Source organism: Streptomyces sp. NPDC048389, assembly GCF_040706335.1.
In the GTDB taxonomy this organism is placed as follows: Bacteria; Actinomycetota; Actinomycetes; order Streptomycetales; family Streptomycetaceae; genus Streptomyces.
In genome coordinates, this window is the sequence record NZ_JBEZKP010000003.1 from 110,715 (window position 1) to 125,402 (window position 14,688).

Below are 14,688 nucleotides of genomic sequence, written 5' to 3' on the forward strand. Positions count from 1 at the left end.
CCGCCCCCGCCCCCTCCCGTGACGAAGCGAGTCCTGCCATGCCCTCCCTGAACGACGCCACCGGCCGCCGTGTGCTCTTCGGCGGGGACTGCAACCTCGAGCAGTGGCCGGAAGAAGCCCGGCTCGAGGACGTACGGCTGATGAAGCAGGCCGGGGTCAACTCCGTGCCCTCAACGAGGCATGGGGCACCACCTTCTGGAGCCGGCGCTACGACGGCTGGGAGGACATCGTCCCGCCCCGCAAGACCCAGTACCTGCGCAGCCCGGGAGGCACGCTGGACTTCCGGCGGTTCACCTCCGACCCGCTCCTCGAATGCCACGTCGCCGAGCGGGACGCCGTCGCGGCGCGTACCCCGCTCCGGCCGGTGACCGCCGACTTCATGCCCTTCTGGACCGGGCTCCGTCACCGCCGTACTGCGGTCACCGGCAGACCGGACCGCCGAAGTGGTCGCCGGTACCGACCGCTTCCCCATGACTCTCGTCGCCGACGAGAAGCACGTCCTCTCCTTTCCCAGGAGGACGTGATCCCCCCCACCCATGGAAGGGACTCCATGGCACACCCGACACAGGGCGCACGCCGCGCACTTCGGCGCGCGGCGCTCGCCCCGCTCCTCGCACTGCTCGCCGTCATCGGCCTCGCGTCCGCCCCGGCGCACGCGGCCGTCTGGCACTCCTCCGACCGCTGGGGGAGCTGGAACAGCGGCGGCTACACCCTCTACAACAACATCTGGGGCTCCGGAGCCGGTCACCAGACCATCTGGGCCAACTCGGCCACCAACTGGGGCGTATGGGCCGACCACCCCGGCACCGGCGGGATCAAGTCGTATCCCAACGCCAAGAAGGTCGTGAACAAGAAGATCGGCGCCATCTCCACGCTCACCAGCCACTACAACGTCTCGGTCCCCGCCGCCGGCGCGTACAACACCGCGTACGACATCTGGGACAGCAACTACGACCACGAGATCATGCTCTGGGTCAATCACCACGGCCCCGTCGGGCCGCTGGGCAGCGCCCAGGGTCGGGTGAGCCTCGGCGGTCACACCTGGGACGTCTATCGGGGCGACAACGGCCACAACGCCGTCTACTCGTTCCTGCGCACGGGCGACTCCACCTCCGGCACGGTCGACCTCAAGGCCGTGCTCAACTGGCTGAAGAACACGAAGGGATGGATCGGTGACGTGACCGTCGGCGACGTCCAGTTCGGCTACGAGATCACCTCGTCGCCGAGCGGACTGGACTTCGTGACCCACGACTTCGGCGTACGGACGAGCTGACGTCGTAGGCGGCACAGGCAACACCTGCGGCACAGGCATCACGGCAGAGCGCCGCGGTGCGGCCGGCTCACCGCCGGCCGCACCGCGGTCCCGTGTCACGCAGCGATCGGCAGCACGGCCCCGTTCCTGAGGAACAGCGGGATCCGCTCGAGCGGCGCGTCCACCGTCACCGTGCGCCCGCCCTCGTACTCCTCGCCCGTCCAGGCGTCCGTCCACCGGGCCCCGGCCGGCAGATACGCCGTACGGCTCGTCGCGCCCGCCTCCAGCACCGGCGCGACCAGCAGATCCGGTCCGAACAGATAGGCGTCGGAAACCTCCCAGGCCCTCTCGTCGTCCGGGAACTCCAGGAACAGCGGCCGCATCGGCGGCAGGCCCTCCTCGTGGGCCGCCCGCATCTGCTCCAGCACATAGGGCTTCAGCCGCTCACGCAGCCCCAGGTACCAGGCCAGGATCTCTTCGGCCCGTTCGCCGTACGACCAGACCTCGTTGGGGCCGCCCGTCATCGAAGGACCGAGCGGCATACCGGGATCGCGGAAGCCGTGCAGCCGCATCAGCGGGGACAGCGCGCCGAACTGGAACCAGCGGACCATGACCTCGCGGTATGCCTCGTCGTCCGGGTCGCCGCCGTGGAAACCGCCGATGTCGGTGTTCCACCACGGAATGCCGGAGAGCGCGGTGTTCAGACCGGCCGCGATCTGGCGCCGCAGCGTGGCGAAGTCCGTCCCGATGTCACCGGACCACAGGGCCGCCCCGTAGCGCTGACTGCCCGCCCACGCGGACCGGTTGAGGGTGATGACCTCCTCCTCACCGGCGGCCAGCATCCCCTCGTAGAAGGTGCGGGCGTTCTCGCGCGGATAGAGGTTCCCGACCTCCAGGCCCGGTCCGGCGTGGTAGCGCAGGTTCGCGGAGAAGCCGGGCTTCAGCTCCGGTTCGCAGGCGTCCAGCCAGAACGAGCGGATGCCGTACGGCTCGAGGTAGTTCTCCCGCACCCGCGACCAGAGGAAGTCACGCGCCGCCGGGTTCGTCGCGTCGTAGAAGGCGACCTGCACCGGCTCCGCGACCTCCTTGTCGGGCCAGTCGGCGTGTGCCGTCGGGCCGTACTCCGTCCCGATGAAGTGCCCCCGTTGCTCCATCGGCCCGTGGTTCTCGCTCAGCGGCGACACCGACGGCCACACCGAAACCACCAACCTGATGCCGAGTTCCTCCAGCTCGCGGGTCATGGCCGCCGGGTCGGGCCACTCTGCGGGGTCGAACTTCCACTCGCCCAGATGCGTCCAGTGGAAGAAGTCGCAGACGATCGCGTCGATCGGCAGCCCGCGCCGCTTGTACTCGCGAGCCACGGACAGCAGTTCCTCCTGGGTGCGATAGCGCAGCTTGCACTGCCAGAAACCGGCCGCCCACTCCGGCAGCATCGGAGTGCGCCCGGTCACGGCCGAGTACCGCCGCTGGGCCGGGGCAGGGGCGCCGGCGGTGATCCAGTAGTCGATCTGCCGGGCGCTGTCCGCGACCCAGCGGGTACCCGTCTGCGCGAGCTCGACGCGGCCGATGGCCGGGTTGTTCCACAGCAGGGTGTAGCCGCGGCTGGAGGTGAGCACCGGAATGCTGACCTCGGCGTTGCGCTGGACCAGGTCGACGACGGCGCCCTTCTGGTCGAACAGGCCGTGCTGGTGCTGTCCGAGGCCGTACAGCTTCTCGTCCTCGTAGGCGGCGAAGCGCTGCTCCAGGCGGTGGTAGCCGTTGCCGCCCGGGGTGTAGAGGCGGGGACCGGGCCACCAGAAGTGGGCACGCTCCTCCGCGAGCAGTTCGCGCCCGTCGCCGGTGGCCGTGAACCGCACCATGCCCTCGGTGTCGATCTCCGCGGTCAGCGCGCCGTTGACGACACGCCCGCGCCCGCCCTCGGTCTCGACGGTGGCCGGGGCGGGAGGCGGGGCGCCGAGCAGCGCGCCGGGCAGCCCGTCCAGCAGTGGACCGCCGATCCTGGCACGGACCCGGACGGCGTCGGGCCCCCACGGTTCGATGCGCACGGTCTCCTGGCGTCCGCTCCACTCGAGGGCGCCCGCGTCCTCGCGGAAGGTGCCGGCGGTGGGGGAGGACTGGGCAAGACTTGCTGACTGGTCCACGGAGGGGGCTCCTGGGAGTGAAGGCATACGGACGGTATGCGGGGCGGGGGCGAGGGACGCGGGGCCGGGGCGTTCGGCCGCGGGGCGCGTTTCAGCCGGAGACGGATGCTCGGTCGGAGAAGAGGCGTTCAGTCGGAGAGGGTGCGTTCAGTCGGAGAGGGGAGCGGGCCCGCTGCTGGCCCGGACCGTGAGTTCGGGCGCGAGGAGGACCACCTCGTCCCCCGCCCGGCCCTCGATCTTGGACATCACACGGTCGACGGCGTGCCGTGCCATCTCCCGGGCGGGAACGGCCACCGAGGTGAGTCGCACCGAGCCCTGGACGGCCACCTGCTCCGGGCAGACGGCGACCACCGAGATGTCCTCCGGTACGGCCCGCCGGTTCTGGCGCAGCAGCCCGAGCAGCGGCTCCACGGCTGTCTCGTTCTGGACGACGAAGCCCGTGACCTCGGGGCGTTCGGTGAAGATCTGGGCGAGCGTGCCGGCCATCGCCGCGTAACTGCCCTCGGAGGGACGGTGCAGCACACGCAGCCCCAGCAGGCGTGCACGGGCCCGGAGCCCGTCGATGGTCCGTTCCGCGAAGCCGGTCCGCCGCTCGTACACGGCCGGTGCCTCACCGATCACGGCGATCTCGCGGTGTCCGAGGCCCGCCAGGTGCTCCGCACACAGCGCACCGGCCTCGGCGAAGTCGAGATCCACGCAGGTCAGACCAGTGGTGACGGCCGGCAGACCGATCAGCACCGCGGGCCGTCCGCTCTGGCGCAGCAACGGCAGCCGGGCATCCTCGAGTTCGACGTCCATAAGGATCATGGCATCGGCGAGACCGCTGCCCGCCACCCGGTGGACCGCCTCCGGCCCCTCCTCGCCGGTGAGCATCAGGACGTCGTACCCGTACGTGCGCGCGTGCGTGGCGATCGCGATGGCGATCTCCGTCATCACGGGCACATACATGTCCATGCGCAGCGGCATCATCAGGGCGATGATGTTGGACCTGCTGCTCGCCAGCGCACGCGCCCCGGCGTTGGGGTGGTAGCCCAGTTCCGCGATACTCCGCTCGACCCGCTCGCGGGTGAGCGCGGAGATGGTCCGCTTGCCGCTGAGGACGTAGCTCACCGTGCTGGCCGAGACTCCGGCGTGCTGCGCCACGTCGGCAAGGGTGACCATGGACATCTCCAGTGCTGAAGCGCTTCGACTGAGCCGGGCGTGTCGGTGACGAGCAACTGGTGCAGAGCGTAATTCCCTGCCTTGCGCGATGTCCAGAGGACTGTCGAAGCGCTTCAATGGGTACGTGTGGGGCTCACGGGCAGCGGTAGAGGAACGACGTGGTCCCCGTGTGCCGGGACGGCGAGATCAGCCGCAGCTCCGCGTCGGCCCGGTACTCGCCCCGGCCGCGGAACGTCCACAGCAGACGCAGCCGCGTCTCCCGCTGGCCACGGGCCACCTCCCGGCGCAGCACACCCGACCGGGTGCCGTCGCTGCGCACCCACCGGTAGCTCAGGGTGCCGGGCCGCCCGTCGGTGCGCACCACGCCCACGACGTCGGCGGTCCCGTCGCAGCCCGGCCCCTCCTGCGGAGCCGTCACGGCCACGTCCCGCACGGCCATCCGCGGACCGAACCGCTGCCAGGCGAAAAATCCCAGCACCAGCGCCAGTACGAGGGCGGCCAGCGCGTACCGCCGCAGTCCGCGGCGCCGTCCGCGCGGCGGGGGCGCCGCGGCCTGCTGTCCGGCGAGCGTGCCGTGCCAGACGGCGGTGGCCGTGGTGCCGCCGCCGTGCTGCCGGACGAACGCGGTCACACCGGGGCCGAAGCGCAGCACATCGCCCTCGACCCGGTCGGGAACGGCCTGGGGGTCGGGCCGCTCGAACCAGTGACTCGCCAGCTCGGTCGCGCTGTAGTCGTCATCGTCGTAGCCGTGAGCGCCGCCGGAGGCCGCGGGTGGGTGGTTCACAGGACCGGACACCCCCTTCTGGTCAGCAGCTGCTGCGTCGAACCGCCGTTCGCGGCGGCCGGATCGGTGCTCGCCCGCACGGCCCAGTAGCAGCCCGTGCCCTGGAAGGCGTGGTCAACGGCCAGGGTGTAGCGGGTGGCGCCGCTCCGTTCGTACGACCCGGCGCTCTCGGTGGCCCCCGGTTCGCCCTTCGCGTTGCTGGTGGACCACGAGACGACGATCGTCACCGGGCCCGTTCCGTCCGTCACGACCTCGACGGTCGCGGCGGCCGTGGCCGGACCGGTCTGCCGGAAGCCGGTGACGTCGACGGACTCGACCCGCGCCGGAACGACTGCCGGCGGCGCGCTGCCCGGAGTCGCCGACGGCTCCGCCGGTGGCGCGGACGGCGGCGTGGACGGCGGCGTGGTGGTCGGGGGCGACGGGGGTGCGGAGGGGTGCTCCGGGGCCGTCCCGGTGCTCGGGGTCGGGGAAGGCGGGGGAGGGGTGGCGGCCGGTGAAGCGGACGGTTCCGTTGTGCCGGTGGCCCCGCCCCCCTCCGGCGACGGCGCGCCGTCACCGGTCGGGAGCGCGCTGGTGGTGGCGACGGCATGGGCGGTCGCCTCCGGTGTATCTGCCTCGCTCCCCTGGGCGCTGACGGCGACGGCGGCGGCGACGGCCAGCGCTGCCGCCCCCGCGAGGGCCTTGCGCAGGGCCGGCGGCAGCCATCCGGCGGGGTGGGCGCCCGTGCCGATGCCCGCGCCATCGCCCGCGCCGATCGTGGTCGTGGCGGTGTCGGGCGCCGCGGTGACCGGGCCGCCGCCAGAGGGGAACAGCAGCGGCAGCAGCGCGGCCAGCGCCGCCAGTTTCCGCTGCCCGCGCTCCTCCCAGTCGGGCCCGTACGCCGCTCCCGCGATCTCCTCCAGCTCGGCGACGAACGCCGCGGCGTTCGCGGGCCGCCGCTCGGGAGACTTGGCGAGTCCGCGCCGGATCAGTGGCCGTACCGGCTCGGGCGTGTCGTCCTCGGGGACGGGCGCGCCGATGTGCTGGAGCGCCAACTCGGCGACGTTCTCGCCGCGGAACGGCTTGCGCCCCGTCAGGCATTCGTAGAACGTCGCGGTGGCCGCGTACACGTCGGCCGCCGGCGTGGCGGGCTCGCCGTGCCACTGCTCGGGGGCCATGTAGGCGGGCGTGCCGGCGACGCCCGGCGTGGTGCCGCGGCCCGCGGCGATGCCGAAATCGACGAGCTTGGACGAGCCGTCCGCCGCCACCAGTACGTTCTCCGGCTTGTAGTCCCGGTGCACCACGCCTGCGCCGTGCGCGGCGGCCAGCCCCAGCAGGGAGCCTTTCAGCACCACCAGTGCCGCCTCCGGAGCGGTCGCGCCCTCCCGCAGCAGCAGGGCCCGCAACGCGACCCCGTCGACGAGCTCCATCACGATGGCGGCGCCCTGCGGAGCTTCGACGTACTCGTAGAGCCGCACCACGTACGGGGAGTCCAGCCCGCCCAGCAGCTGTGCCTCCGCCCGGAACTCCCGTACGAACCCGGTGTCCGCGCGCAGCCGCTCGCTCAGATACTTCACCGCCACCGGCACGCCGGTGGCGTCGTGGACGGCGAGTACGACCCGCCCGCATCCTCCGGAACCGAGTTCCCGGGATTCCGTGTACCCGGGTACCGACCAGGTGTTCATGGCTTTCCCCCCGCCTGGTGCTGTCAACGGCACAGACACATTTGCTGCACGGCCGGTTCCCGGAGGGATCAGGACAACTCCGGTGCGCCGCTGTACTTGGCATGGACCTGACCTGGCGGCTTCGGCTACGCTCCACCCGGGCGGATCTGAGAGCGCTCTCAGTCGCTGCCCTGTTCCATCCCCCACATCGCTGGAACAACCGAGAGGTCAATGCCTTGAGACGCACGACAGTCATCCGCACGGGCCTGTCCGCACTCCTCCTCCTGGGCTCCTGGGCCGCGGTCGGAGCCGGCCCCGCCGCCGCGTCAGCCGCCCCCACCCGGAACCCGCAGCTCTCCACCGGCCTCCTCGAAGCCATGCAGCGCGACCTCGGTCTCGACGCGTCCGCGGCGAAGGCCCGCCTGGCGGCGGAGAAGAAGGCCGCCGCGGTCGAAGGGAAGGCGCAGCGCGCCGCCGGAAAAGCCTTCGGCGGCTCCTGGTTCGACGCCGCTACCGGCAAACTGACCGTGGCCGTCACCGACTCAGGAGAGGCCGGAACCGTACGGGCCGCAGGCGCCGACGTCCGCCTGGTCTCCCACAGCGCGAAGCGGCTCGACTCGGTCAAGGCGGAGATCGACGCACTGAAGGCGCCCGCCGGCGTCAGCAGTTGGCACGTCGACCCGAAGGCGAACCGGGTCGTGGTCAACGTGGTCGCCTCCGAGCGCGACGACAACGATGTCCAGGCATTCCTGGACCGAGCGAGCGACGCCGGCCCGGTCACCGTGAAGGAGATCTCCCAGGCGCCGCAGCCCTTCGCCGCCGGAACGGTCGGCGGCGATCCCTACTACACCGGCAACGTCCGCTGCTCCATCGGCTTCTCCGTGCACGGCGGCTTCGTCACCGCCGGGCACTGCGGACGGGCGGGAGCCGCCGTCCGCGGCTGGGACGGCACGCACATCGGAGTCTTCCAGGGCTCGTCCTTCCCGGGCGACGACTACGCCTGGGTCGGCGTCGGCAGCGGCTGGTGGACCGTCCCCGTGGTCCTCGGCTGGGGAACCGTCCCCGACCAACTGGTCAGAGGCTCCGCCGAGGCCCCGACAGGAGCCTCCGTCTGCCGCTCGGGATCCACGACCCGCTGGCACTGCGGCAACGTCCTCGCCAAGAACGAGACCGTCAACTACAGCCAGGGCGCCGTCCATCAGATGACCAAGACGAGCGTCTGCGCGGAACCCGGCGACTCCGGCGGCTCGTTCATCAGCGGTGACCAGGCACAGGGCGTCACCTCCGGCGGCTGGGGCAACTGCAGCACCGGCGGTCAGACCTGGCACCAGCCGGTCAACGAGATCCTCGGCCGCTACGGGCTGCGCCTGCACACGGCCTGACGACGGAACGGCCCCCTACGGCCGGACCGGCCGCGCCCCGGTGCGACCGGCCCGGCCGCCGCTCCCGGGGCCGGGTCGCGCATCCGCGTGGCCCGGCCCGCCTGCGGCCGGCCGCAACCCGACGACCACGCCGAGGTGCGAGGCGCGTCCCGGGCAGGGGCAAAGCCCGGCGCAGGCCGGCATGACCGTTCAGGGCGCAGCCGGAACCCGGTCGGGCCCGTCACCCGGTGCAGGCGCCGCAATCCGCTCCGGCCGTCCCGCCGCACGGGCAGGCCCCGCGCCCTGCACCTCGAGTACCGCCTCCACTCGTAGCGTCGCGACAGCCGTCCGCACGGCACGCCGGACCGGGTACGGTGCTGGATGTGCTGATCACAGGGGAGAAACGGAAGAATCCGGAACCGGGGACCGCGCTGCTCCTCGCAGCCGCCCCGGCCGGCAAGGGTCGTCTCATCGACGCGGCGTCGGTGCTGCCCGCGCTCGCCGCCGTACCGGCGGACATCCTCGCCGGTACGGCCGGTGCCGCCTCCGCCACGGTGATCGAGCTCGCCGACCCGCTCGATCCCCAGACGGTTCTCACCCGTATCCGCGCCGCGGCGGCCGCACCCGGGCCGCTGCATCTCTATCTCGCCGGGCAGTTGCATGTGGATCGCAAGCAACGCCTGCTGCACATGGCCCTCGCGCGCACGGCGGCGGCGACACTGCGCTACACGGGGCTGCCCTGGCACTGGCTGGCCGGCGAGATCAAGAGCCGGCGGCCGGGCACCACCACGGTCGTCCTCGACCTCGTCGCCGACGCGGAGGCGTGGCAGCAGGTCATCGGCGGCCACACGGGTCTCGGCGACGGAACCCGGGTGTACGGTCGGATCGCCCCCTCGCCCGGCCGGCGCCAGGTCGCTGCTCCCGTCCATCTGAAGGCCGTGGCCGGGATCTGGCGCAGCGGGGCGCGACCGCCCCTCTCCGACCTGCATGAACAGGCAGCTGCCCAAGCCCACTTCGAGAACGGTCCGGACGGTGCGCTGCTGTTCGGCGTCACGGGGGCCGGCCCGTTCGGCGCAGCGGGCCGCGTCCCGTCGGCCGCGGGACCGTTGCCCGTACCGCCGCCGGTGGACGCTCACGCGGCCCCGGCCGTTCCGCAGCCGGGGGCCAGTTCGGATGCTTGGACTCCCGGGCCCGTCCAACCGGCGGACCCCGCCACCGAGTTGCGGAAGCCCGCGCCTGTTCTGCGGCCGGAGCCGGGGGCGGAACCGGGGGAGACCGGATCCGTCCCACCGCCGGGGCCAGGCGTCGAACCGCGGGGTCCCGGGCCTGTTCCGCCCGCGGAGTCCGGGGTCGTTCTGCGGCAGGAGTGCGAAGCCGAATCAGGGCAGGAGTGTGAAGCCGAACCGCCGGGGCCAGGCGTCGAACCGCGGGGTCCCCGTCCCGTCCCGTCACCGGAGCCGGGGGCCGAATCCTCGCGGTCCGGCGCCGAGCAGCCTCAGCCCAGGCCCGTTCCGCAGGAGGAGCCAGGCGGCGAACCGGGGCGGCCCGTCGCCGGACCGCCGGACGACGATCCGCATCCGGCGATCCTCGCCGCCGCCATGGCCGGCCGCCATGCGGAGGCCGCCGCGGCGGCCTCGGCGCGCGAGAACGAGGCTCTCCGCGCCCACGGCCCCGGCTCGGTCCAGGTCCTGCACTGGGTGGAGGTGCGGGCGGACCTGGCGCGCCTCGCCCGGGACCCGGCCCGCAGCTGCGAGTTGTGGATGGCCGCCGCGGAGGTGCGGCTGGGGCGGCAGCAGACCGTGGACGACCCGGACGTGGAGGCGGCCGTGGACCGCGCCCACCACCAGTGGGAGCAGATCGGTGACAGCGGGCGTGCCCGTCGACTCGCCCCGGCCCTCGTCGCGTTGCGCCGCCGGGTGCCCGGCCGCCAGCGCGGCGCCCTCCGGTTGCTCCAGCGACGCCTGGAGCAGCTCCACGAGCACCGGCCCGGCACGCGGCCCGCCGCGCCGACCCGCTGACGGCCCGGCGGGCCGACGCAGGTGGCGCGCGGAAACCGTAGAGCGCCCGGCCGGTTGCGATGCACCGGCCAGGCGCCTCCACTTCGGTCACCCGTATCCGCTCGACCGGTTCCGCCTCAGGCGGCGCCGCCCGGGTCCTGGCGGCCGTGCTTCTCCTGGGATGCCTGCTCGGCCGCCTTGTCCGGCATGTCGGCCTCGATCCGCTCCTTGCGGACCCGGCCCCTGACGGTCTCGTCCTCGGTGCGCTCGTCCGTGGTCAGCCGGACGCGCTCGACCGGCTCGACGCGGGTCTCCACCACCGGCCGCTCCTCGTAGAGGGTGACCTCGTGCTCGGCCTCGGAGATGTCCGGACCGGACAGGGCGGCGTCCTTGTTGGTCTGTGTGATCGGTTCACGCTCCACACGGACCTCGTCGTGGCGCAGCGGAATGGTCTGTTCCTGTTCCTCCGTCACCACGTACTTGCGCAGCCGTGCCCGGCCGACCTCCTGGCGTTCGGTGCCGACGTGCAGGGTCTCCTCGGACCGTGTCATCGCCGAGTCCGTGTCCTCCTGGCGGCCCCTTTCTGCCATGCCCGCCGCACCCGCCGTGCCCGTACCCGCCGTGCCTGCGGCACCCCCCGAGTCGGCCCAGCCGCTGTCGCCGGGCTGGTTCGCGCGCTTCCAGGCGGCGTCCCAGTCGATGCTGTAGTGCCGGTACAGGCGCTGTTCCTCCTCCGCCGAAAGATGGCCGCCGGCGTCCACGTCGACGTTCGGCGCCTCCTTGATCCTCTCCTTCGGGTAGGGCACTTCGAGGTGGTCCTCGACCATGTGCGCGTCGCGGATCGGGACGAACGACTCGCTGCCGCCGAACATGCCCGTCTGCACGCTCACCCAGTCCGGTTCACCGGTGGCGTCGTCGAGGAAGACATGTTTGGCGTTGCCGACCTTGTGGCCGTCGGTGTCGTAGACCGGGTGGTCGAGCACGTTTCGGATCTGTGCCTTTGTGATCACTTTGCTTCCTCCTTCTCCGCGTCTCTTGGTCCCGTGTAACCATCCAAAATAGGTACAAACAGCACGCGATATCGAGGGTGACGGTCTTGATGTGAGGCTCGGAAGGAAATACAATCCGAGTCGGATCGTATTTTAATCGAGGGGGACATCATGCGCGTCAAGGACTTCGACCACCTGGTGCTCAATGTGCAGGACGTCGAGCGCGCCCTGGAGTTCTACTGCGGACCGCTCGGGCTCGAGCCCGTCCGGGTGGAGGAGTGGCGGGCGGGCAAGGTGCCGTTCCCGTCGGTCCGGGTCACCGCGTCCACCATCATCGACCTCGTCGGCCGGCCCCGCGGCGAGTCCAACGTGGACCACATCTGCCTCGTCGTCGACCCGCTGGACTGGCAGGAGGTCATCGACTCCGGCATGTTCACCGTCCTGGAGGGCCCGGTAGGCCGGTACGGCGCCCGGGGGGACGCCCAGTCCATATACGTCCGCGACCCCGACGGCAACACCGTCGAGCTGCGCTGGTACCCGCAGGACGCCGAGCGGTGACCGCCGCGGCCGGCCGCCCGCGCGACCCGGCGATCGACGCCGCCGTCGTCGCCGCGACCCTCGGCGTACTGCGCGAGCACGGGTACGGCGGGTTCGCTCTGGAGGCGGTCGCGGCGAGGGCCGGTACGACGAAGCCGACCGTCCGGCGGCGCTGGCCGAACCGGCAGAGCCTGGTGATCGACGCCCTCGCTTCCGTCCTGGTCACTCCTCCCGTGCCGGACAACGGCTGCACCCGTTGCGATCTCACCCAGAGCGTCGGCCTGCTCGCGGAGGCGCTGCTCGAACGGCTTCCGCCGGGTGTCCTTGCCCCTCTGGTCGCGGACTGCGCCCACGACCCCGCCCTGCACCGGCGGTTGACCGACGTGCTGGTGCGGCCCAGCAGGCACGCCGCCACGGTCGCCGTGCGGCGCGCCGTCGACCGCGGCGACCTGCGGGCCGGTGTCGACCCGGACCTCCTGGTCGACCTGCTGGCCTCGGTGGTCTACCAGCGGGCGCTCTTCGGCGGCCCGCCCACGGGCCGGGACTCCGCCCGCCCGCTGGTCGACCTGCTGTTGCAGGGCGTGGCGGTCGACTTCGGCCACCTGGTGCGGGTGAGCGAGCTGCCCGCCGATGCGAGGCACCGGCATTGACGCGATGCGAGGCACCCGCACCGACGGCCGGTCAGGACCGGCCGTCAGTGCGCGGCACGAGCGGACGCACCTCTTCGGCCACGAAGCGTACGAAGTCCTCCGGAGCGGGTTCGTCGGCCGTCGGCTGGAGTACCACGGTGTCCGCGCCCGCGTCCACCAGACGCTGTACGGCCTTCGCCACCGCGTCCGCGTCGCCCGCCACGCCGAGTTCACCGCCGGTGGCGTGACCCGAGCGCTCGAGTTCGGCCCGGAGCCGGTCCTCGGCGCCGCGGCCCGTCGCCGTGTGGAGATAGACGACGATCTCGTGACGCCCCGTGAGCCCGGCCGATGCCCGCCCCTCGTCGACGAGTCGGCAGGCGTGGCGCACCCCGTCGGGTGCCACCGAGGCGTCCAGGACCGTGCCGTCGGCCGCCTCGCCCGTCAGCCGCAGCGAGCGCGGTCCGACGGCCCCCGCCAGCACGGGGGCAGCACTCGCGGGCGGCCAGTCGAGGGCGACGTCGTCGAGTTTTACGTAGCGGCCGTCCACCGTGACTCGTTCACCCCTCAACAGGGACCGCATCGCGGCCAGGTACTCGCGTAGCAGCGTCAGCGGCGACTCGACGCGCGCGCCCACCTGGCCCATCCAGTCCTGGACACCGTGCCCCACCGCCAGGGCGACCCGCTCCGGGAAGAGCCGGTGCAGCGTGGCGGCCTCCATCGACGTCAGCGCGACGTTCCGCAGTGGCACCGGGAGCAGGCCGACGCCCACCCGGAGCCGCTCCGACCAGGCGAGGGCGGCGGCCGCCGTCGCGATGCCGCTCTCCAGGAAGCAGTCCTCCCAGAGCCAGAGCTCTTCCAGTCCCGCGGCATCCGCCGTACGCACCACCTCCCGCAACCGCTCGGGGGGCAACTGCGGACGGAACACGGCGCCGAGAGAAGTCATGCGCCACGACTACCCGTCCCGGTACGACTTCGGCAACCCGTTATTGCGGGGTGTCCGCCCCGCCGGCCGGTGGATGTCCCCGTGCCGTCCGGCCGCAACGGGAAGCGGCGGCCCATGGACTGCTCCGGCAGGCGCACGGCCCGTACCGCCCCCGGCGAACGGACGGACGACACCGCCCTGTCCCTGCTGCGTCCCGCTTTGAAGCCGGCCCCTGCCCCCGGGGTTCCGGCCCCGTGCCCCCGGGTATCGGCCCCTGCCCTGAGGTTCCGCGCCCGCGCCTCGTGGGCGCGGACCGGCCGCCAGGGTCTACAGTGCGATCGCACATCCGTCCACCGGCGCACCCGGCCCCGTCCGTCCCGCGCCTTCGTCCCGTCCCGTGCCCCCGTCCGTCCCGCGCCTTCGTCCGACCGGAGCCCGCCGTGCGCCAGCCACTCACGATCGTCACCGGGGGCAGTCGCGGCATCGGCGCCGCGGTCTGCGCCCGTCTCGCAGCGGAGGGCCACGACGTGGTGGTCGGCTACCGCTCCGACACCGGCGCCGCACACGAGGTGGCGAAGGCCGTCCGCGCGGCCGGCCGGCGGTCTCTGGCGGTGCAGGTCGACACCGCCGACGAGGCGTCCGTCGACCGGCTCTTCGACGGAGCCGCCGAACTCGGCACCGTCACGGGGCTGGTGAACAACGCCGGCGTCAGCGGCCCCAACGGCCGCCTCGCCGACGCCGACGCCGACGGCATGCGCCGCGCCCTCGACGTGAACGTGTGGGGCTATCTGCTCTGCGCCCGCCGCGCGGTCCGCGACATGACGCGCTCGGGCGGCGGCGCGATCGTCAACATCTCCTCCGCGGCGGCCACCCTCGGCAGCCCCGGCCAGTACGTCCACTACGCGGCCACCAAGGCGGCCGTCGACGCCATGACCACCGGGCTGTCCAAGGAGGTCGCCGCCGACGGCATCCGCGTCAACTGCGTGGCGCCGGGCACTGTCTGGACCGAGTTCCACGAGGACCCCCAACGGCCCGCGAAGGTCGCGGCCGCCGTGCCCATGGGCCGGGCCGGACAGCCGCAGGAGATCGCCGGGGCGGTCGCCTGGCTGCTCTCCGACGACGCGTCGTACACGACCGGGGCCGTGCTGCGTGTCGCGGGCGGACTGTAGTCGTACGCCAGCCGTGGGCCGGCGATTCACGCCACGATCAGAAACACCCCGCTTGCTCCACCGGTATGGGGGTACTCAGGCTGCCCCGTGCCGCTCGCGGCAG

The 14,688-nt window shown here is 72.7% G+C and carries 12 protein-coding genes and 1 pseudogene; 7 read left to right on the forward strand and 6 right to left on the reverse strand.

The features are described from left to right. Positions 1 to 38: 38 nt before the first annotated feature. Positions 39 to 397: pseudogene (locus AB0903_RS03695) on the forward strand (beta-galactosidase); the annotation flags it as partial. A 153-nt stretch (positions 398 to 550) separates the two neighbouring features. Beyond that, the gene (locus AB0903_RS03700; RefSeq protein ID WP_366698837.1) at positions 551 to 1,273 is read left to right on the forward strand and encodes a hypothetical protein; all 723 of its coding nucleotides are present in this window, start codon (positions 551 to 553) and stop codon (positions 1,271 to 1,273) included. A gap of 95 nt (positions 1,274 to 1,368) precedes the next feature. Here the strand turns inward: AB0903_RS03700 and AB0903_RS03705 are convergent, their stop codons facing one another. From AB0903_RS03705 to AB0903_RS03720, 4 genes are all read right to left on the reverse strand, one after another. Beyond that, entirely contained in the window at positions 1,369 to 3,420 is a 2,052-nt protein-coding gene (locus AB0903_RS03705; protein WP_366698608.1) for a glycoside hydrolase family 31 protein, read from the reverse strand. A 120-nt stretch (positions 3,421 to 3,540) separates the two neighbouring features. Further along, positions 3,541 to 4,554 carry a LacI family DNA-binding transcriptional regulator gene (locus AB0903_RS03710; protein WP_366698610.1) on the reverse strand — a complete coding sequence of 338 codons (1,014 nt, stop codon included), beginning with the start codon at positions 4,552 to 4,554 and terminating at the stop codon, positions 3,541 to 3,543. Positions 4,555 to 4,687: 133 nt separating this feature from the next. After that, positions 4,688 to 5,338 (reverse strand): hypothetical protein, encoded by a 651-nt coding sequence (locus AB0903_RS03715; protein ID WP_366698612.1) that lies wholly within the window; start codon positions 5,336 to 5,338, stop codon positions 4,688 to 4,690. Next, entirely contained in the window at positions 5,335 to 7,002 is a 1,668-nt protein-coding gene (locus AB0903_RS03720; protein ID WP_366698614.1) for a serine/threonine-protein kinase, read from the reverse strand. Before AB0903_RS03720 ends, AB0903_RS03715 begins: the two co-directional genes overlap by 4 nt. A gap of 215 nt (positions 7,003 to 7,217) precedes the next feature. On the opposite strand from AB0903_RS03720, the gene AB0903_RS03725 reads away from it, so the two are divergent. Both AB0903_RS03725 and AB0903_RS03730 read left to right on the forward strand, forming a co-directional pair. After that, positions 7,218 to 8,363 (forward strand): S1 family peptidase, encoded by a 1,146-nt coding sequence (locus tag AB0903_RS03725; protein ID WP_366698616.1) that lies wholly within the window; start codon positions 7,218 to 7,220, stop codon positions 8,361 to 8,363. Positions 8,364 to 8,725: 362 nt separating this feature from the next. Continuing rightward, positions 8,726 to 10,360: a hypothetical protein gene (locus AB0903_RS03730; protein ID WP_366698618.1), complete on the forward strand. Its 1,635-nt coding sequence runs from the start codon at positions 8,726 to 8,728 to the stop codon at positions 10,358 to 10,360. A gap of 116 nt (positions 10,361 to 10,476) precedes the next feature. Here AB0903_RS03730 and AB0903_RS03735 read toward each other — a convergent pair whose 3' ends face one another. After that, positions 10,477 to 11,349, reverse strand: coding sequence for a PRC and DUF2382 domain-containing protein (locus AB0903_RS03735; RefSeq protein ID WP_366698620.1), 873 nt, complete (start codon positions 11,347 to 11,349; stop codon positions 10,477 to 10,479). A 150-nt stretch (positions 11,350 to 11,499) separates the two neighbouring features. On the opposite strand from AB0903_RS03735, the gene AB0903_RS03740 reads away from it, so the two are divergent. Both AB0903_RS03740 and AB0903_RS03745 read left to right on the forward strand, forming a co-directional pair. Then, the gene (locus tag AB0903_RS03740) at positions 11,500 to 11,886 is read left to right on the forward strand and encodes a VOC family protein (protein WP_366698622.1); all 387 of its coding nucleotides are present in this window, start codon (positions 11,500 to 11,502) and stop codon (positions 11,884 to 11,886) included. Continuing rightward, positions 11,883 to 12,515, forward strand: coding sequence for a TetR/AcrR family transcriptional regulator (locus AB0903_RS03745; RefSeq protein ID WP_366698624.1), 633 nt, complete (start codon positions 11,883 to 11,885; stop codon positions 12,513 to 12,515). Before AB0903_RS03740 ends, AB0903_RS03745 begins: the two co-directional genes overlap by 4 nt. 31 nt (positions 12,516 to 12,546) lie before the next feature. On the opposite strand, the gene AB0903_RS03750 is transcribed toward AB0903_RS03745, so the two are convergent. Then, positions 12,547 to 13,437 (reverse strand): LLM class flavin-dependent oxidoreductase, encoded by an 891-nt coding sequence (locus AB0903_RS03750; protein WP_366698626.1) that lies wholly within the window; start codon positions 13,435 to 13,437, stop codon positions 12,547 to 12,549. A 419-nt stretch (positions 13,438 to 13,856) separates the two neighbouring features. Between AB0903_RS03750 and AB0903_RS03755 the strand changes: the two genes are divergently transcribed. Further along, positions 13,857 to 14,585: an SDR family oxidoreductase gene (locus AB0903_RS03755; protein ID WP_366698628.1), complete on the forward strand. Its 729-nt coding sequence runs from the start codon at positions 13,857 to 13,859 to the stop codon at positions 14,583 to 14,585. The last annotated feature ends 103 nt before the right edge of the window (positions 14,586 to 14,688 follow it).

What these genes read in the sequence shown, in the direction of transcription:
- AB0903_RS03710 (WP_366698610.1), bottom strand. Translation starts at nt 4,554, where the DNA reads ATGGTCACCCTTGCCGACGTGGCGCAGCACGCCGGAGTCTCGGCCAGC.
- AB0903_RS03720 (WP_366698614.1), bottom strand. Translation starts at nt 7,002, where the DNA reads ATGAACACCTGGTCGGTACCCGGGTACACGGAATCCCGGGAACTCGGT.
- AB0903_RS03705 (WP_366698608.1), bottom strand. Translation starts at nt 3,420, where the DNA reads ATGCCTTCACTCCCAGGAGCCCCCTCCGTGGACCAGTCAGCAAGTCTT.
- AB0903_RS03740 (WP_366698622.1), top strand. Translation starts at nt 11,500, where the DNA reads ATGCGCGTCAAGGACTTCGACCACCTGGTGCTCAATGTGCAGGACGTC.
- AB0903_RS03750 (WP_366698626.1), bottom strand. Translation starts at nt 13,437, where the DNA reads ATGACTTCTCTCGGCGCCGTGTTCCGTCCGCAGTTGCCCCCCGAGCGG.
- AB0903_RS03700 (WP_366698837.1), top strand. Translation starts at nt 551, where the DNA reads ATGGCACACCCGACACAGGGCGCACGCCGCGCACTTCGGCGCGCGGCG.